This window comes from Caulobacter sp. GW821-FHT11A05, assembly GCF_058809015.1.
The window spans coordinates 616,431-633,780 of the sequence record NZ_JBXASF010000001.1 but is presented as its reverse complement, the minus strand read 5'-3'; the positions used below and the strand labels follow the sequence as shown (position 1 = coordinate 633,780).

General features: G+C 67.2%; 19 protein-coding genes. 10 read left to right on the top strand and 9 right to left on the bottom strand.

Annotated elements, in window-relative coordinates; translation table 11 throughout:
* Window positions 1-72: 72 nt before the first annotated feature.
* Window positions 73-993 (bottom strand): DnaJ C-terminal domain-containing protein, encoded by a 921-nt coding sequence (locus AC1RSK_RS02835; RefSeq protein WP_492905330.1) that lies wholly within the window; start codon window positions 991-993, stop codon window positions 73-75.
* Window positions 994-1,130: 137 nt separating this feature from the next.
* On the opposite strand from AC1RSK_RS02835, the gene AC1RSK_RS02830 reads away from it, so the two are divergent.
* From AC1RSK_RS02830 to AC1RSK_RS02815, 4 genes are read left to right on the top strand one after another with little or no spacing between them, the layout of a single operon-like run.
* Window positions 1,131-1,511 carry a GntR family transcriptional regulator gene (locus AC1RSK_RS02830; RefSeq protein ID WP_492905328.1) on the top strand — a complete coding sequence of 127 codons (381 nt, stop codon included), beginning with the start codon at window positions 1,131-1,133 and terminating at the stop codon, window positions 1,509-1,511.
* Entirely contained in the window at window positions 1,508-2,458 is a 951-nt protein-coding gene (locus tag AC1RSK_RS02825; RefSeq protein WP_492905326.1) for an ABC transporter ATP-binding protein, read from the top strand. Before AC1RSK_RS02830 ends, AC1RSK_RS02825 begins: the two co-directional genes overlap by 4 nt.
* A 1-nt stretch (window position 2,459) precedes the next feature.
* Window positions 2,460-3,344 carry a hypothetical protein gene (locus tag AC1RSK_RS02820; protein ID WP_492905324.1) on the top strand — a complete coding sequence of 295 codons (885 nt, stop codon included), beginning with the start codon at window positions 2,460-2,462 and terminating at the stop codon, window positions 3,342-3,344.
* Window positions 3,344-3,958 carry a DedA family protein gene (locus AC1RSK_RS02815; RefSeq protein WP_492905322.1) on the top strand — a complete coding sequence of 205 codons (615 nt, stop codon included), beginning with the start codon at window positions 3,344-3,346 and terminating at the stop codon, window positions 3,956-3,958. Before AC1RSK_RS02820 ends, AC1RSK_RS02815 begins: the two co-directional genes overlap by 1 nt.
* On the opposite strand, the gene AC1RSK_RS02810 is transcribed toward AC1RSK_RS02815, so the two are convergent.
* Together AC1RSK_RS02810 and AC1RSK_RS02805 are read right to left on the bottom strand one after the other, a co-directional pair.
* Window positions 3,947-5,041 (bottom strand): sensor histidine kinase, encoded by a 1,095-nt coding sequence (locus tag AC1RSK_RS02810; protein WP_492905320.1) that lies wholly within the window; start codon window positions 5,039-5,041, stop codon window positions 3,947-3,949. The genes AC1RSK_RS02815 and AC1RSK_RS02810 overlap by 12 nt on opposite strands.
* Before the next feature lie 486 nt (window positions 5,042-5,527).
* A complete protein-coding gene (locus AC1RSK_RS02805) occupies window positions 5,528-5,959 on the bottom strand; it encodes a GFA family protein (protein ID WP_492905318.1) in 432 nt (143 codons plus the stop codon).
* Window positions 5,960-6,552: 593 nt separating this feature from the next.
* Between AC1RSK_RS02805 and AC1RSK_RS02800 the strand changes: the two genes are divergently transcribed.
* The 6 genes from AC1RSK_RS02800 to AC1RSK_RS02775 all read left to right on the top strand — a co-directional run bounded on the left by AC1RSK_RS02800 (window position 6,553) and on the right by AC1RSK_RS02775 (window position 10,530).
* Window positions 6,553-7,071 carry a helix-turn-helix domain-containing protein gene (locus tag AC1RSK_RS02800; protein WP_492905316.1) on the top strand — a complete coding sequence of 173 codons (519 nt, stop codon included), beginning with the start codon at window positions 6,553-6,555 and terminating at the stop codon, window positions 7,069-7,071.
* A 147-nt stretch (window positions 7,072-7,218) separates the two neighbouring features.
* Window positions 7,219-7,572: a hypothetical protein gene (locus AC1RSK_RS02795; RefSeq protein ID WP_492905314.1), complete on the top strand. Its 354-nt coding sequence runs from the start codon at window positions 7,219-7,221 to the stop codon at window positions 7,570-7,572.
* A gap of 1 nt (window position 7,573) precedes the next feature.
* Window positions 7,574-8,098 carry a hypothetical protein gene (locus AC1RSK_RS02790; RefSeq protein ID WP_492905312.1) on the top strand — a complete coding sequence of 175 codons (525 nt, stop codon included), beginning with the start codon at window positions 7,574-7,576 and terminating at the stop codon, window positions 8,096-8,098.
* On the top strand, window positions 8,073-8,630 hold the full coding sequence (locus AC1RSK_RS02785) for a hypothetical protein (RefSeq protein WP_492905310.1): 558 nt from the start codon (window positions 8,073-8,075) through the stop codon (window positions 8,628-8,630). Before AC1RSK_RS02790 ends, AC1RSK_RS02785 begins: the two co-directional genes overlap by 26 nt.
* Entirely contained in the window at window positions 8,627-10,147 is a 1,521-nt protein-coding gene (locus tag AC1RSK_RS02780; RefSeq protein WP_492905308.1) for a ThiF family adenylyltransferase, read from the top strand. The genes AC1RSK_RS02785 and AC1RSK_RS02780 overlap by 4 nt, the downstream gene beginning before the upstream one ends.
* Window positions 10,148-10,272: 125 nt before the next feature.
* Window positions 10,273-10,530 carry a GlsB/YeaQ/YmgE family stress response membrane protein gene (locus AC1RSK_RS02775; protein WP_492905306.1) on the top strand — a complete coding sequence of 86 codons (258 nt, stop codon included), beginning with the start codon at window positions 10,273-10,275 and terminating at the stop codon, window positions 10,528-10,530.
* A gap of 451 nt (window positions 10,531-10,981) precedes the next feature.
* Here the strand turns inward: AC1RSK_RS02775 and AC1RSK_RS02770 are convergent, their stop codons facing one another.
* From AC1RSK_RS02770 to AC1RSK_RS02745, 6 genes are all read right to left on the bottom strand, one after another.
* Window positions 10,982-11,440 (bottom strand): response regulator, encoded by a 459-nt coding sequence (locus AC1RSK_RS02770; protein ID WP_492905304.1) that lies wholly within the window; start codon window positions 11,438-11,440, stop codon window positions 10,982-10,984.
* A 15-nt stretch (window positions 11,441-11,455) separates the two neighbouring features.
* Window positions 11,456-12,541 (bottom strand): sensor histidine kinase, encoded by a 1,086-nt coding sequence (locus AC1RSK_RS02765; RefSeq protein WP_492905302.1) that lies wholly within the window; start codon window positions 12,539-12,541, stop codon window positions 11,456-11,458.
* A gap of 520 nt (window positions 12,542-13,061) precedes the next feature.
* Entirely contained in the window at window positions 13,062-15,341 is a 2,280-nt protein-coding gene (locus AC1RSK_RS02760; RefSeq protein WP_492905300.1) for a methyl-accepting chemotaxis protein, read from the bottom strand.
* The gene (locus AC1RSK_RS02755; RefSeq protein ID WP_492905298.1) at window positions 15,342-15,671 is read right to left on the bottom strand and encodes a cupredoxin domain-containing protein; all 330 of its coding nucleotides are present in this window, start codon (window positions 15,669-15,671) and stop codon (window positions 15,342-15,344) included. It abuts the gene before it with no gap.
* Window positions 15,668-16,699: a cytochrome-c peroxidase gene (locus tag AC1RSK_RS02750; RefSeq protein WP_492905296.1), complete on the bottom strand. Its 1,032-nt coding sequence runs from the start codon at window positions 16,697-16,699 to the stop codon at window positions 15,668-15,670. The genes AC1RSK_RS02755 and AC1RSK_RS02750 overlap by 4 nt, the downstream gene beginning before the upstream one ends.
* A 141-nt stretch (window positions 16,700-16,840) precedes the next feature.
* Complete coding sequence (locus AC1RSK_RS02745; RefSeq protein WP_492905295.1) at window positions 16,841-17,317, bottom strand: YcgN family cysteine cluster protein; 477 nt, start codon at window positions 17,315-17,317, stop codon at window positions 16,841-16,843.
* Window positions 17,318-17,350 lie beyond the last annotated feature (33 nt).

Sequence of the window (17,350 nt, the reverse complement as noted above, 5' to 3'; positions counted from 1 at the left end):
AATGGCGGCTGAATGAACAGGTTATGCGGGTTGTGCGCCAATCTGTCACGATGCCGCCCGCCATAAGCGAGATCAGCGCCGTTTGGCGGCGTACGGACGTTTCGCCTTCCACTCCTGGGCGAACTGCTCAAGTTCCGGGCCGGCGACGTCCGGCAGGGTGACCACCAGCCGCGCCACCAGGTCGCCGCGCTTGCCCTTGGCGTCGATGAAGCCCCGGCCCTTGAGCCGCAGCTGCTGGCCGCTGTTGGACCCCTTGGGCACGGTCAGGGAGACGTTGCCGTCCGGCGTCGGGGCCTCGACCTTGCCGCCCAGCACCGCGTCGGGAACGGTGATCGGCACGTCCATCTCCAGGCTGTCGCCCTCGCGGCGATAGATGGGGTGGGGCCGGATATGCAGCTCGATCAGGGCGTCGCCCGGGCCGCCGCGGCCGGGCGCGCCCTGGCCCTTCAGGCGCAGGACCTGGCCGTCCTGGGCGCCCTTGGGAATCGCCACCTCGACCGTGCGGCCGTCTGAGAAGGCGATGCGCTTCTTGGCCCCGCGAATGGCGTCTTCCAGGTCGATGTCGATCTTGGCCCGGACGTCCTGGCCCTTGGTCGAGAAGCCGCCGAAGCCGCCGGGATTGCGCTGGCCGCCGCGGCCGAACATCTCGCCGAGGATGTCGTTGAGGTCGACGCCGTCGGCGCCCTGGCCGCCGGCCCCGCGCGGCGACCAGCCGCCCGGCCCGCCGCTGCCGAACCCGCCGCCGCCCCGGCTGAAGGGATGCTGCTCGCGGCCCTCGGCGTCGATCTCGCCGTTGTCGAACTTCTTGCGCTTGTCCGGATCGCCGAGGATGTCAAAGGCGCCCGAGACGCGCTTGAACTTCTCCTCGGCGGCCTTGTCGCCGGGGTTGGCGTCAGGGTGATGCTGCTTGGCCAGCTTGCGGAACGCCTTGCGGATATCGTCCGCCCCCGCGCCGCGGGGAACGCCCAGCTCCAGATAGGGGTCGCGCGCCAAGGAAACCTCTTGAAAAACGAACGTCGGCGGAAGGCCTCTACCTAAGGCAACGCGCGGGCCGCGCAAGGGGATGGGGTTGACGAGGTCGAAAGTGAGACCTAGTGTACTAGTCAACCAATACACTAGGTCTCCACCGCTTGCATATCGCCATCAACACGACCGACGCCCGGCCGATCTACGTCCAGATCATGGACGAGGTCCGGCGCGCCCTCGTGCTGGAGACCCTGCGGCCCGAGGACCCCCTGCCCTCCGTCCGCCAGCTGGCCGGCGACCTGCGGCTCAACCCCAACACCGTCGCCCAGGCCTACCGCGAGCTGGAGCGCGAGGGGGTGGTCTATGTCCGCCGGGGCCAGGGCACCTTCGTCTCCGATCGCCAGGCCACCGCGCCACAGCGCGACGTCCTCGTCCGCGAGGTCGCCGCCCGCGCCCTGCTCGACGCCCACCGCCACGGCCTCAGCGCCGACGACCTCATCGCCGCTGTCCGCCAGGCGGCGGACACCCTCAGAGCCGCCGAATGACCCTGTCCACGCGCCAACGCCAAGTTCCCAGCTTCCATGCCGACGTCGCCGGCGCCCCCGCCGTCTCGACCCAGGGGCTGACAAAGCGCTATGGCCGCGAAACGGCGCTGGCCGGCGTCGACCTGGTCGCGCCGGAGGGCGGCGTCTACCTGCTGGCCGGGGCCAATGGGGCGGGCAAGAGCAGCCTGCTGCGCATCCTCCTCAACCTCATCGCCCCGACCGCCGGGTCGTCCTCCGTGCTCGACCTCGACCCGCGCCGCGATGGCCCCACCATCCGCGCCGAGGTCGGCTATGTGCCCGAGACCCACCAGATCGGCTATCGCTGGATGACCGTCGGCCGGCTGATGGACCACCTGGCCAGCTACTATCCGCGCTGGGACCAGGTCTACGCCGACCAGCTCAGCCGCCGCCTCGACCTGCGCCCCGACAGGAAGCTGGGCGCCCTTTCCAAGGGCCAGGCCCGCCGGGTGCAGCTGGTCGCCGCCCTGGCCCGCCGGCCGCGCCTGCTGCTGCTCGACGAGCCGACCGACGGGCTGGACCCGGTGGCCCGCGACGAGGTCATGGGCCTGATCGCCGACCACCTGGCCGACACCGGCTGCACGGTGCTGGTCTCCACCCACCTGATCTATGAGGTCGAGCGCATCGCCGACCACGTCGGGGTGCTGCGCGAAGGCCAGCTGCTGGCCCAGCTCCCCCGCGAGGACCTGCAGCGCAAGCTGCGCCTCTACCGCGCCACCGGGCCGGAAGGCTGGGTCGGCCCCTCCGATCTGACCGGGGTCATGAAGCGCGCCTCGCTCGGCCGGGAGATCCACTGGACCGTCTGGGGCGAAGAAAGGGATGTGGCCGCCCGCATCACCGACTCCGGCGGCGTCGTCCGCGACGCCACGCCCCTCACCCTCGACGACGCCGTCGTCACCCTGATGCGCGCCAAGGACTCCCAGAACTGACATGACGGACGCCGCCATCTCCTCACCCCTTGCCGCGCCGAAGCCGACGCCGCCCTTCATGGCCGTCTTCTCCGAGCAGCTCGGCCTGATCGGCCGCGCCCTGTGGCGCGAGGCCGCCATCCTGGGGACCGCCTTCGTCCTGTTCACCGCCGTGGCCCTGGTCGAGATCTTCAAGCACCGCATGCAGGTCGACTTCCCGGTCGAGGCCGCCCCGATCGTGGCCCTCTTCGGCTTCCTCGCCGGCTTTGCCGTCTGGCGCGGCGAGAAGCTGTTCGACCAGGGCCATCTGACGACCCTGCCCGTCGACCGGCGGGTCCACATCTTCATCCGGACCCTGGCCGGCGGCGTCTGGCTGTTCGGCGTCGTCGCCTGGGTGATGCTGTGGCTGGCGGGCATGGGCCTGCTGTCCGGCGGCGACCTGGGCTTCGACCGCTACCTGCTGCTCCAGCCCCCCGGTCCCGAGGGCCAGGTCACCCTGGAGGGCCTGAGCAAGATCCGCTGGACGCCGCAGACCTGGCACTGGCTGGCGCCCTTCGCCACCGCGGCGGTCTTCTACCTGCTGGGCGTCGCCGTCACCGTCGGCGCGCGGCGCCAGCTGCGCTGGGCCCTGGCCGCCGTCGGACTGGTCCTGCTGTTCGTGACCAGCCCGTTCGGCGTCGGCGATGTCCTGTCCGAACTCCTGGTCAACAGCCCGGTCGGCCTCGACAACCTGCTGAGCGGCGGCCTGGAGCAGGCCAACCGCGCCGTCACCCTGCCCGGCGGCGAGCGGATCATCGCCTGGAGCCACGTCCCCAGCATGCTCGCCTGGGCCCAGGCCGCCGCCTTCTGGCTGGCGCTCGGCGGCGCCCTTCTCTGGCTGGCCGCCTGGCGGCATCGGGAGCATTAGTGGAACACCTCGCAGCTGATATCGGCGCCTTCATCGCCCGCAACGCCATCTGGGCCGGACCCGTGCTGGGGCTGATCACCTTTGGCGAGTCGATGGCCTTCATCGGCGCCTTCTTCCCGGCCACGGCCCTGATGATGATCGCCGGCGGCCTGGCCGCGGCCGGCATCCTCGACCCCTTCGCCGTCGTCGCCTGGTGCGTCGCCGGCGCCGTCCTCGGCGACGCGGTCAGCTACTGGATCGGCCGCCGGGCCGGCCCCGGCGCCTTCCGCAGCCCCATCATGCAGCGCCGGCGCCGCACCATCGCCCGCGCCCGGCTGTTCTTCCGCAAGTGGGGGGCCGCCTCGATCTACTTCTGCCGGTTCCTCGGGCCCGTGCGGGCCTTCGTGCCGCTGATCGCCGGCATGACGGCGATGAACCACGTCCGTTTTCAGGTCGCCAACGTCGGCTCGGCCATCGTCTGGGTGCCGGTCATGCTGGCCCCCGGCTACCTGGCCGCCAAGGGCGCCGAGCATGCCCACGGCTTCGGCTGGCTGGCGCTCGGAGCCCTGATCGTCATCGCCATCGCCCTGTTCGGCCGCCGCCTGTTCAAGGCCCGGGCGGCGTCAAAGCATTGAGACGACGTCCAGCTTCCGCGGGATGAAGGTGGCCCGCGCCACCTCGACGATCATGCCGTCCGGGCCGCTGACGGCGTCGAGCCGGGCGTCCAGCTGCTTGACCAGGGCCTGGACGATCACCGTCCCCAGCCCGCCCACGGCCCCCTGCACCGACGCGCCGGCCGCCGGCGTGGCGCCGATGCCGTTGTCGCTGACGGTCAGCTTCCAGTCCTCGCCCTTGCTCTCGTAGCGGACCCGCACCAGCGCCCCCTGGCGCCCGTCCGGGAAGGCGTACTTGACCGCATTGATCACCAGCTCGGTGACGATCAGCCCGATGCTCACCGCCTGGGCCGAGCTCATCCGCCCCTCGTCGGCGACGACTTCCAGGGCGATCGGCCGGTCCTCGGCGATCATCGAGCGGCCCAGGCTCTCGCACAGCTTGGTCAGGTAGGTCCCGACCTCGATCTGGTCGATGCCCTCGACGGCGTGCAGGTGCGACTGCACCGCCGCCACGCTCATCACCCGTTGATGGGCGTCGCGCAGATGGTCCCGCGTCTCGGTCGAGGTCACCGCCCGCGCCTTCAGCATCAGGATGCTGGCGATGATCTGCAGGCTGTTGGCGACCCGGTGCTCCATCTCCTGCAGCAGGATCTGCTTCTGCTCCAGCAGCGCCTCGGTGCGGGCCAGCAATTCGGCCAGCTCCCGCTCCATCGCCCGCCGCGCGGTGACGTCGGTGAAGGCCAGCAGGATGGTCCGCTCGGCGCTGGTCTCATAGACCACCTTGCGGGCGTTCAGCAGCATGGTCCGCTGGCCGACGCCCGGGAAATCATGGCTGACCTCGAAGTCGTCCATCGCCGCCCGCTCGGGGATGATGGTCTCCAGGAGCAGCCGCAGGGCCGGGATGTCCCACTGCCCGTCGCCCAGGTCGTAGAGCAGCGCCCCGAAGGTGTCGTCGGGATCGACCTTGAAGATCTCGTAGAAGGCGCGGCTGGCGGCCATGACCCGCAGGTCGCCATCCAGCACCAGCAGCGGCTCATGGATGGTGTTGACGATCGCCTGCGCGAGCGTCTGGGCCTCCGCGATCCCCTGCAGGGGGTTCATCATGGCGGTAAGGTCGACCGATCTGGAGCGCGCGGGCGGCGGCCGATATCGGCCGAAGGAACACCCTGGGATGGTTCATAGGCCATCGGGCCGGCCATGTCGCGTGGTGACGGTGTCGCGGCCCAGGGCCGACCGACGTTCCGCTGCTGATGCATGGCCGCAAACCCTGATTATCGAAGCGGCGACCATTATACCGCGATCGCCAGACCAACGAAAAAAGCCGGCGCCGCCTGAAAGCCGCGAAAATCGGGCCAAACCCCCGGGCCCGTTGGTTTTGGCGTAGGTCCAGGCAGCAAGACGGTAGCCCGGAGCGTTGGTCGGTCGGTTGGTCGTTGCGCGGGGTCGGTTGGTCGAAAACGCGCCGCGGCGACCAACGCCTCCGGCCCGGTCGCCGGCGATGGCCGAAAAGGCGGATGAATATGTCTAGACATATTGTGCAAAGCCCCGGCGGGCGGGGGTTTTCCGGTTGCTGGAGGCGCGGCCCCGGCCTCAGCCAGACCCGTCCGCATGGCCCTCGAACCGGGGAGAGTCGTCGCAGATCGCCACCCAATCCGGCTTCGACCCGACGAAGATGTGGCCGGCGATCTTCAGGTCCGGATTGCCGTCCAGCGCCCCCGCCTGCACGAACAGGCGGCCGCCGTCGGGCGTCGGCTGCGGCATTGGGCAGCCGCACCGGCCGCAAAAGGTCGTGCTCCAGCCGGACGCCGTCTCATAGCGCCGCAACTCGCCCTCGCCGCTGACCCATTCGAACCGGTCCCGGCGGACGTTGAGTATGGCGTTGGAGCCTGTGCCGGAGGCGCGGCGGCACTGGGAACAGTGGCAGAAGCCGACGGGTGGGAGGCGGTCGAGGAGACGGAACCGCACCTGGCCGCAGAGGCAGCCGCCTTCGGCGACGATGGGGTGAATATTGGGCGTGTCCATACGGCCAATCCTACGTCGCGGTCGCGCCAACCCGACTCAGTCATGAGACAATCCTCGGCACCGAGGATCAATCTACTCATGCTCCGCAATGTCCGCCTGCCTTCGGAATTTGGACTACAGTCGTCTCGTACGGGACGACCTATTCGCCCAGCAATGGAAATGCGTTGGCATGAGGCAGGCAACTTACCCGGGCGTAACCGACGAATTCGCCGCATTTATTGCTTGACGGAGTTTACTACCTATCAATATGATAGGTCTATGGTGCAACCAACCACGGGCAAAGTCGTTGCCCAGTTCACGCTCCGGCCCGAGCAGCTGCTGCGCCAAATTCGGGCAGCAGCCGCGAATTCGAGTGACGCCCTTTGGTCCGATCTGATCGTAGACCAACTGGAAAAGCGTGCGCTCTCGATGCTCGATGTGCTGCGGGCCCTCAGAACTGGCAACTTGGCGTGCACCACTACGTCGGGGAAGCAAGTTGGAGAATGGTTATGTCAAGTCGTCGCGCCAATGCGGGGAAGCCGAGAGACGGGCGTGGTGACGCTCGTCCTCAGCTCGGGGCGGCTAATACTGAAAAGCATCGAATGGAAAGACTGATGATGAAGGACAGCTTCTACCTAAAGGGTGAAGCGGTTCAAAATGAGCCGCTAGCCTATAGAGCATGCGGTCTAGACGGAATCTATCTCCTCAACGGTTATGCAATCGAGGAGCATGATGGTGATCGACATGTTTCCGTCGTTGACATGGACGGACTGCATAAAGCCATCGGGCGGCATCTGATTACTCATCGGAAGGCCCTGTCTCCCAAAGAGATACGGTTTCTCAGGAACACGATGGAGATGACGCAGGCCGATTTAGCCAAAGTGCTTGGCAACAACTCGCAATCTGTCGCGCGTTGGGAGAAGGGCGAGTGCGAAATTCCTGGGACTGCGGAGAAATTGCTCAGAGCGATATTCATGGCGTCTCTGATGAATGAAGAGATGGATTCGCTCCGCGAGCTGCTGACGGGCAAACTGGCCGAGCTCGACAGCATGGACGAAGTCGCTCCCGCTCAAGCGCAGTTCCAGCTGGACGATACCTGGTCGGAGAAAGCTCCAACCAAAGCGGCCGCCTAGTTAGTCAAACCTGACTATTTGCAGAGGGGCTTCGCAAAGCGCGGAGCCCCTTTTGCGTTTCAGATCGCTGCGGCCGCTAGCTCGTCCCAAAAAAGCTATCACCATGATAGGTGGCACTTGCATCTTACCTATCACGATGATAGCAGGATGAACTATCACGATGATAGTTATCTGGAGCTGGAAATGACCAAGGATATCGAGCGCGGGAAGCCGACCAAGGACGAGACGGAGGTCCACGTCCTCCACGTGGGCGAGGTGGAGCGGGTGAACTTCAAGGTGGAAACGGATTCCACCCTGAAGGCCATCTGGGACCGTGCCTACGAAGAACTGGCCGTCGCCCATGATACCCGCGACGGCTTCCAAGCCGTTGAAGGGGGCGGGCCCAACCGGACGGCGACCGATCTCGCCCCGTACTTGACGCTGACCTTGGCGGAGGCCCTCGCGCAGGACCTGACGAAGACCAAGCACTTCGAGATCACCAGCGGAACCGGCGGCGCCTAGTATGGCCCAGCCAAACGTTCGACCGACGATCGATTTGGCGGCGGGACGTGCCGTTCTCGCCGCCAGTTTGGCTCGTGTTCTGACGGTCGAAGGGGTCGAAACGCCAGCGGATCTTGGCTGGTCGATGCCCAACAAATCGACCCTCTTGGTTCCGATGGCGGGAACCCACGAAGGTCGCACCGAGGCCTATTTGCTCAAGCTGTATTTCTGCACTGGCCAGGAATGGCCGCCCTCGGCGCAGTTCGTGAACCCCGAGAGCCACAAGTACGATATCGCAAAGGACCGGAAGCATTTGCCGATGCTCCAAAGTCCGGAAGCGCACATGCACCCCGCCTACAAGCATCCGGAGGGCCATCAGCTTCAACTCGTCTGTTGCTCCGCGACGTTCGAGTTCTACGACGTCCTGCATCCGGTCAATGAAGCCCACCATCTATGGCGGAGCACCGACACGTTCCTTGTGACTGTGCGGGCCATCGAGCGGGCGATGACGAACCACTATCATGGACGGTTTCCAGAAAATGACTGAGGTATTTGAGGGTCGACCGCCCCCGCTTGGTCCATACCGCTGGGGCGGCCAGGGTCTGACGGTCTCAACTAACGCCGTCGAAGGCACGCTGAGTCTGCTCCGGCGTTTTGGAAGACGGGAAGCTAGCGTCTTTTGGTACGGCGTCCGGCAGGCTAACGGTGACGGTCAGGTCGAAGCGATCTTCTCGCCCCAACAACGTATGGAGCCGCGTTGGTACGACGTTCCGGCGTTCGCCATGAGCGAAATGGTCGATTCCCTGGCGGAATCGGGCTGGAAGCCACTCGCCCAAATTCATAGCCACCCTGGAATCTGGGTTGAGCACTCGCTGTATGACGATGAAATGGCGAACAGCAAACGCGCCTTGTCGCTGGTTGTCCCCAACTATGGCTACAGCCGGAAAGCCGCGTTTCAGGATTGGGGCGTCCATGAGCATCAGGATGGCTATTGGCACATGCTGACGGCCAGCCAAACTGAGAGGCGCCTTCGCCTTGCGCCCGCCAAACCCGTTCTTTTGAAGGATTTCCGCCGATGAGTATCGGTGATCGCCACCTGCGCCAAGCGTCGGGACTCTCCGACGACGCCCACGCCATCGCGATCCGGGTTGTGGTTGGGGACCGAGCCGCAAACACCATTGCCGGCCAGCTCCTTGTGACAAGCCTGATCAATCTCCTTTGCCGCCAGGTTGGCGCTGTGTCTTCGATCACGCTGTCCGGGGCCGACGCGGCCCTGGCCATCGCCCTTCCTCACGCTAACCACAAAGGCCTAGTTGACGCGACTATCGGCATGGCGTGTTGGATTCAGCAAGACATTCCCGTCGCCCGAGAAGGCGTCGGAACGACAGCGGACGTTACGCTACACATCGGTGTCGAGCCTATTTCTGCCCCCTCTGACGACACCATTTGCGCGATTGGGAGCGGCTGGCGCGCGTGGATCGGTAACCCGCGCCTAGCGCCCTTGGGACCGGCCGTCGATCTGACGGACCCGAACCCGTTGGGGCCCTTCTTGGCCGCGTGCCTGCTTGCCGGCGAGGTCTTCAAACGCGCGCGCAAGGCGACGCGCGGCCGTCAATTCGAACAGGTCAGCTATTCACTTTGGACCGGCCAGAGCGGACAAGAATTGGAAGAAGTTGGGCAAGGTCCTCGCTTGGAGAGGTCGCAACTTCCGCCGTTCTATCTAGTCGGCGCAGGGGCAGTTGGTCAGGGTCTAGCATACGTGCTCGGAAGTGCACCGGTTCAAGGCCTCATGGTGGTCATCGATGACGACTCCCATGACGATACGAACCTCAATCGCTGCTTCTTGGCTGGGTTTGACGACATTCAGAAGCCAAAGGTCGATGCCGTTGACCGCTTCGCCACTGGGACCAACTTGGAGGTCCGGTCCTTCAAGGGCACCCTCGCAAAGTACATAGGCGAAAGTCACGACCATCTCCCGGCAGACCTGCAGCTTCTCGAAGAGAATGGGCAATTCGATATTGTTGCCAGCTGCGTCGACAAAGGCGTTTCGCGACAGACCATTCAAGGGCTGTGGCCCCGTTTGATCGTGGGCGGCAGCACCAATGGCTTGTCGGCGAAGTCGAACGTTTATGATCTCGCGACCGACAACGCCTGCCTTGGCTGCCACAATCCCGCAGAGCCCGACGGCGAACGTCTGCGACTGTTGGAAAGGCACATGAAGTCGCTGACGCGGCCCCAGCGGGCGGAATTTCTGGAGGGCAAGGTCGACGATCTTGAGGCGGTTCTCGACTACCTTGACTTGGGCCACGCAGATTGCGGTTCCGCCGGAGAGGCACAATTTAGGGCCGTCGCGGTTGAGCACAGCGCCGAGTTCTCTGTCGGGTTTGTGTCCTTGGGCGCCGCTCTGTTGCTGGCTTCGGCGTTGCTGAGAGAGACCGTCTTCAGCGCGAGCGCGCCCGCGCGGGGCTCTATGACCACCTTGAACTTCCTGAACGTCCGAGGCCTCGACTCTACCTTGGCCGTTGATTCCCGCTGCGAACGATGCGGCGTGGAGCGGCGTCATCAGTTTCGTTCGGAATGGGGACTGCCCGCTTAGCGGGCCGATACGCATCAACCGTTCAAGGCCGCCGGCCCACGACCGCCCCTCCCGGAACCATCCCCCCTCCCCAACCGCTCCCCTCCCACGGGTTCGCGACCATCGCCGACCTTCGGAGAACCCCCATGTCCATTCTCGCCTGGATCGTGCTCGGCATCGTCGCCGGCTTCATCGGCAGCAAGATCGTCAATAAGTCCGGCAGTGGCCTGGTCATGGACCTGGTGCTCGGCGTCGTCGGGGCCGTGGTCGGCGGCTGGCTGTTTGCCCAGTTCGGCAGCGCCGGCATCACCGGCTTCAACCTCTACAGCCTGCTGGTCGCCGTCATCGGCGCGGTCGTCGTGCTGCTCATCTACCACCTGATCTTCCGTCGCGGCCGCGTCTGACACCGGCGGCGACGCCCAGTCAAAAGGCTCCCCGGCGCGAAGCCGGGGAGCCTTTTTCGTTCCGCCCGGGGTTCGGGGGGCGATCGGCGGGGGAACGGCCGGCGCTGGGCCGGCGATGTTAAACGCGTCGCGAGGATGATCGTTCGATGTGGGGCGTGGATATCTCAACTTTTCCGGGTGCTCGGTGGTGGCAGGGGCCGGGCCCGAGGGTTTGGGGCTAGTCGGCATTCACCGTTTCCTTTGGGTCCGCTCGTCCCGGCGAATGCCGGGACCCATTTCATGGAGCGCCGTCGGCCAGGATTCGTGCCTTCAGGCACGGTGAAGTTCGGACTGGGGCAATCATGGCCGTGCCCAAGGGCACGTTCACTTGACCTTGAGCCCTATGAAATGGGTCCCGGCATTCGCCGGGATGAGCGGAAATTGGGGGGTAAGGGTTGAATGCTGGTTGGCCCTACCCCGTCGGCGCCAGTCCGAACCCGGCCTCGTCAAACACCTCCAGCCCCTGCGGCATCGGCGGCGGCGGCTCTCCCGCCAGCCGCGCCAGCAGGTAGCCGACCGCCAGCACCATGTCGGCCGCGTCGTAGGGCTTGGGCAGGGAGGCGATGGCCACCGTCTGGGCTGAGCGGGCCCGGCTGATCTGGCCGCTGATCAGCAGCACCGGGATGCCCAGGTCCTTGAGATACTCGGCCAGTTCGATGCCGTCGTCGCGGCCGGCCAGGCGGATGTTGACCAGGGCCAGGTCCGGCTTGCGCGCCCTGGCCACCGCCAGCGCCTCGGCGTGGCGCTCGGTCAGGTCGAGGACGTCGTAGCCGGCCTCGACCAGTTCATCGCGCAGGATCATCGCCACCACGGCCTCGTCCTCGACGATCATCAGGGTCTTTCCCAGCTTGCCGGTCGGAAGGGCGGTCATGATTTTTTCCTCTGCTCATCGCTGGGGGTTTGCCCCGCCGGCGCGCGCCTCTTCCGCCGCCGGATCGTCCTCGGCCAGGGCGATGCCTGTGCGGTGGATCGAAACCTGGGTGCCGGGATGCCGCGGCGTGATCTCGACCGTCGCGCCCAGCTGCTGGGCCAGGGCCTGGACGATGCTGGCCCCCATGCCGGTCCGCGCCGGCGGGCCGGGCGGCATGCCCACCCCGTCGTCCTGCACGCAGAGCACCCAGTTGGGTCCATGGAAATCGTAGTCGACCGCGATCCGGCCGCGCTCGCCGCACGGAAAGGCATGCTTCAGCGCGTTGATCACCAGTTCGGTGACGATCAGCCCCAGGCTGACCGAGACCCGGGCCTCGACCATCCCATGGCCGCCCGCGACGGTCAGGGTGATCTGGTCGGGATCGCCGATCATCGAGGCGGTGATGCTCTGGCAAAGGCTGCTGAAATAGACCTGCACATCGACGTCGCCGCCCTGCGAGGTCGACAGCAGCCGCTCCAGGGCGGCCACGGCCATCACCCGCCCGTGGGCGTCCTTGAGATTGCCGCGGGTCTCCTCGGAGCTGGTCTTGCGGGCGTTCTGCAACAGCACGCTGGCGATGATCTGCAGGCTGTTGGCCACCCGGTGGCGCACCTCGCTGAGCAGCACGCTGTTCTCCGCCAGCAGGGCCTCCTGCTGGGCGGCGTCGGCCATGCTGTCGGTGACGTCGGTCACCCCGATCAGGATACGGGTCTGCTCGAGGTCCAGATAGACCAGCCGCCGGGCCTGGATGATCAGGTGGCGGACGGGCTGGCGCGGCCGCTTGAGGTCGATGTCGCGGGCCTCGGTGGTCGCCTGGCCGGCCACGGCGGCGTCCATCAGGGTGCGCAGGGCGGGACTGTCCCAGTCGCCGGCGTCCAGCGCATAGAGCGGCCGGCCGACCACCTCGGCCAGATCCAGGCCGAACACGTCGCAGAAGGAGAGGCTGGCGGCGACGACGGTCAGCCGTCCGTCCAGCAGCAGCAAGGGCGCGGGCGAAGCGGTCACCACCGCCAGGGTCAGGCTGAAGGCGATGTCTTCGAGACTATGGGATCGATCAGCCATGGCGGGCCTTCGGACATACCGGAGGCTCGCGGGGCGAAAGCCGATGGCCGGGAAATCGCGAGGTCAGGCGGCGGGGGCCTGGACGGTGGTTCGCGTGAAAGCTTAACGCGCGCCGCCCGGCGAGGTTGCGTTGAAGGGGTTGCGCACGGCCCGCCGTGGGACAATGGGCCCGCCGCTTCGACAAGCCCGCTACCTCTCCCTTCCCCCTGGAGGCAGGGCGCCGTGACGGGATGTTTGTGAGTTCGCCTCTGGGCTCCCTTCTCCCCTCGTGGGAGAAGGTGCCCCCGGAGGGGGCGGATGAGGGGGCTCCCCGGCCTCCGACACGGCCTGTCGCCACCGCCTCTGCGCAGCTGAAAGACCTATCGACCCCTCATCCGGCGCTTCGCGCCACCTTCTCCCACGAGGGGAGAAGGGCGCCCAGAGGCGAAATCACGAAGCTGAGGGGCGGCTTCACCTCCGCTTCATGGGGACTTCACCCCGACGCAGTCAGGCCTTTGAAATCGTCCGGGACAGCAGGCAATCAGGCCCGTTTGCGCTCCGGCCCTGCCTGCTCTTCCCCGACCGAGAACTGCCGGATCAGCCCGCCCAGGGTGTCGACGTTCTCGTCCAGGCCGTAGGCGGCGGCGGTGGTTTCCTCGACCATGGCGGCGTTGTGCTGCACGGCGACGTCCATGTGGCCGACGGCGCCGTTGATCTGCACCAGGTTGGCGGCCTGGTCGCGGGCCGAGTCGGCGATATCGGCGACCAGCAGGTCGATCTCGCCGACCCGCTCGACGATGCGGCCCAGCGCCTCGCCGGCCCGGCCGACCAGGTCGACGCCGGTTCCGACGTGCCGGCTGGAGGCGGCGATCAGGGCCTTGATCTCCTTGGCGGCGTCGGCCGACCGCTGGGCCAGGGCCCGGACCTCCATGGCGACCACCGCGAAGCCGCGGCCGGCGTCGCCGGCCCTGGCGGCCTCGATACCGGCGTTGAGGGCCAGAAGGTTGGTCTGGAAGGCGATCTCGTCGATCACCCCGATGATCTGGCCGATCTGGTCCGAGGAGGTCTCGATGTCGCCCATGGCGCGGACGGCGTCGGCGACCAACTGGTTGGACTCGTCGGTCTCGGCCCGGGTGGCGCGGACCACCTGGGCGGCGCGCTGGGCGTCGGCGGCGGAGCGCTCGACGGTGGCGGTGATGTCGCCGAGGGCGGCGGCCGTCTCCTCCAGCCGGGCGGCCTGGCCCTCGGTGCGGCCCGACAGGTCGGCGGCGGCCCTGGCGATGTCGGCCGAGCCGTCGTGGATGCCGCCGGTGGCGGCGGCGATGGTGCGGACGGTGGCCTCCAGCTTGGCCACCGTGGCGTTGAAGTCGGCGCGCAGCCGGTCGTACTGGCCGGGGAAGGCCTGGCCGATGCGGGCGCTGAGGTCGCCGCCGGCCAGGGCGGACAGGCCGCCGGCCAGGACCTCGACGATCTCGGTCTGCTCGGCGGCCAGGCGGCGGGCGGTGTCGGCCTCGCGATCCTGCTGGGCGCGGGACAGCTGGTCGAGCTCGGCCTGCTGGGCCAGCTGCTGGGCGTGGGCGTCGGCCTGGCGGGCGACGACGACCTCGCGCATGCGCAGGATGTCGCGCATCAGCACCGCGAACTCGCCGCGGCCGACGACCCGCAGGGTCTCGACACTGTCGGCGTCCTCCTCGACGCGGCGGACCACGCCGCGGGCGTGGGCCAGGGCCGACAGGATGCTGCGCGACAGCAGGAAGGCGAGGATGGCGCTGAGGATGATGGTCGGAGCCAGGGTCAGCACGATCATGTCGTGGCCCTTGGCGGCGATCTCGGCGATGTCCAGCCGGCGCTGGAAGACGACCATGAACTGGCTGTCGACGGCCGACTGCAGCTGGGTCTCCGCCTCTGCCAAAACACTAGGGGGGAGGGCGGCCGGGTTGGCGGCCAGCTGGCCGAGCGCCTGGGCCGAGGCGGCGACGGCGGCCTTGGCGGCGGGGTCGCTCATCCGGGGCGCGAAGGCCTGGACGGTGGCGACGGCGTCGGCGGCGGTCGAGGGATCGGCGCTGAGGCCCTTGAGGGTCAGTTGGGCGGCGCGCATCTCGTCCAGGGCGGCGACGTCGGTCTCGTCGAAGGTGGCGCGCAGCTTGTTGAAGGCCTTGTACTGCTCGGCCCCGTAGGCCCCGGCCGACAGGGTCATGACCAGGATCAGGCCGCAGCAGGCGGCCAGCTGGACGGTCAGGGGGATGCGGTTGACCAGCCGGTCGGCCGGCGGCGGGGGGAGCATGCGCTCCAGCACCGGGGCCTTGCGGAAGAGGTGGTTGAAGGCGACGGCGCCCAGGTGGACGCCGAGCAGCCCGACCATGGCGTAGGCCAGGGTGGCGTGCCAACCGCCGATCATGACGCCCTGCGGCTCGCTCAGCTGGACCAGCACCGGCAGCTGGATCAGGCCCAGAACGCTGATCTGGTCGCCGCGGGCCCAGGCCGAGAGCATGCCGAGGATCGGCTGGGCGGCCAGGGCGGCCATCAGGCCCCAGTGGACGGCATGGGCGGCGGCGCTCTGCCAGAAGGGCGAGGCGTAGGGGGTCCTGGGGCTGCGGACGAAGAGGCCGAGGGCCAGGCGCGTGAGGATCAGGAGGAGGATCAGCACCCCGCACTGGCGGTGCAGGCTGAGGACCAGCCGGCCGAACTCCAGCGACTCCAGCTGGCGCAGCACCACGATCAGCGCGAACTGCAGGCCGACCAGCAGGGCCAGGCCCCAGTGCAGGGCCTGGAAGATGCGCGGATGACGGTGGCGGGCCTCCAGGACCTCAGGCGCGGACATCTACTGGACCGTCACGGACATCTTCATCTTCGGATGGATGCCGCACATGACCTGGTAGGTCCCCGGCTTGACCATCGGGGCCTTGAAGGAGACGCCGGGCTGCTGCAGCCCGCTGTTGAGGTTCACCCCCGCCCCGGTGATCAGGATGTTATGCGAGGTGTTGTCGCTGTTGTTGAAGCTGAGGATGGAGCCCTTCGACACCGTCAGGGAGGCGGTGCTGAAGGCCAGCCCCTTCTGGTCGACGCTGACCACGCCGGCGGCCCAGGCGGCGGCGGTCGTCAGGGCGGTGGCGGCGGCGATGGCCAGGCCAAGGGTGACGCGGGACTTCATTGCGAGGGCTCTCCGGCGGACGGCAGGTTGGGCAGGGAAACGGGCGCGTCCTGGCTGCTCAGGGTGCGCATGAAGGCGACGAGGTCGGCGCGGTCCTGGGCCGACAGGTTCAGCGGCTTGATGCTGTCCGACAGCGAAGCGCGTTGGACGAAGCCCTTGTCGTAGTGGTCGACGACGGCCTCCAGCGTCGGCTGCGAGCCGTCGTGCATGTAGGGGGCGCGCTCGGCGATGTTGCGCAGGGTCGGGGTCTTGAAGGCCCGCTCCAGGATGGTCAGGCCGGGCATGATCTTGCCCCGGCCCATGTCGTCGCCGGCCAGGCCGATGTCGTGGAAGCCGTCGTCGGTGAACCGCCAGCCGGTGTGGCAGGTCGAGCATTTGGCGGTGGTGTTGAACAGCACGAAGCCGCGCTTGGCGCTCTCGGAAATGGCGGCGGCGTCGCCCTTGGCCCAGCGGTCGAAGGGCGCGTCGGCCGAGACCACGGTGCGCTCGTAGGTGGCGATGGCCTTGGCGACGGTGTCGATGTCGATCGGCTCGCCCGGGAAGGCGGCGGCGAAGGCGGTGCGGTAGCCGGGCATGCCGCGGATGGCCTTGACCACGTCGTCGTGCGGCATGTTCATCTCGGCGGTGGATTGCAGCGGGCCCTTGGCCTGCTCCTCCAGCGTGGTGGCGCGGCCGTCCCAGAACAGCGGCTCGGCCCAGGCGGTGTTGAGGATGGTCGGGGTGTGGCGGCCCAGTTCCGCGCCCTTGTGGCCGACGCCCTTGGCCAGGCCGTCTTCCCAGCCCAGCGCCGGGTTGTGGCAGCTGGCGCAGGAGATGGCGCCGGAGCCCGACAGGCGGGGGTCGAAGAACAGCGCCTTGCCCAGGTCGATCTTGGCCTGGGTGATCGGGTTGTCGGCCGGGGCCGGGATGGAGGTGGGACGCTTGTAGTCCTGCAGCAGGACCTGGATCTGGTCGCCGCCGGCCAGGACGGGGGCGGCGATGGCGACGAACGCGACAGCCGCGATTGCGGCCAAGCTTCTGCTGTTCATGGGTCCCCCCGAGTGCGCGTGTTGGGGGCGAACATTGATGGAGAGGGTTAAAATTCCCGTACCGGTGATCGGTCGAAAAGGTCGCAGCTACCCAACTTGGGTTGCTATGCTTTGACACCCGATCGCGAATACTCGCGAGAGTTACGGATCATACTCCTCGTCGCCCCGATCGCACATCAGGTCCCAGGCGGTGAAGTCCAGCGCATCTTCCGGATCTTCGAGGGTTTCTTCGCCTATTGTCTGTCCCCGTATGGATACTCCGGCCTTGTGCACGCTTTCCGGGTCGCCGGTGACCAGGGGATGCCATTGCGGCAGCGTCCGGCCCTCATGCAACCGGCGATACGCACAGGACGGCGGCATCCACTGCAGCCGCTCGATATTGTGGGGTGTCAGTTTGACGCAGTCGGGGACGTGCTTCTGGCGGTTGGCGTAGTCGGTGCAGCTGCAGGCCTGGCTGTCGAACAGCTTGCAGTGCACGCGGGTGGGTATGACTTCGCCGGAAACTTCATCCTCGAAGCGAACCAGGCAGCATAGGCCGCAGCCGTCGCATAGGCTTTCCCATTCGGCCACCGTCATCTGGCCGAGAGTCTTGTATTCCCAGAAGGGTTTGCGCGGCATGGTCCTTGCGTCCTAAACCGCTAGACCCTCAAT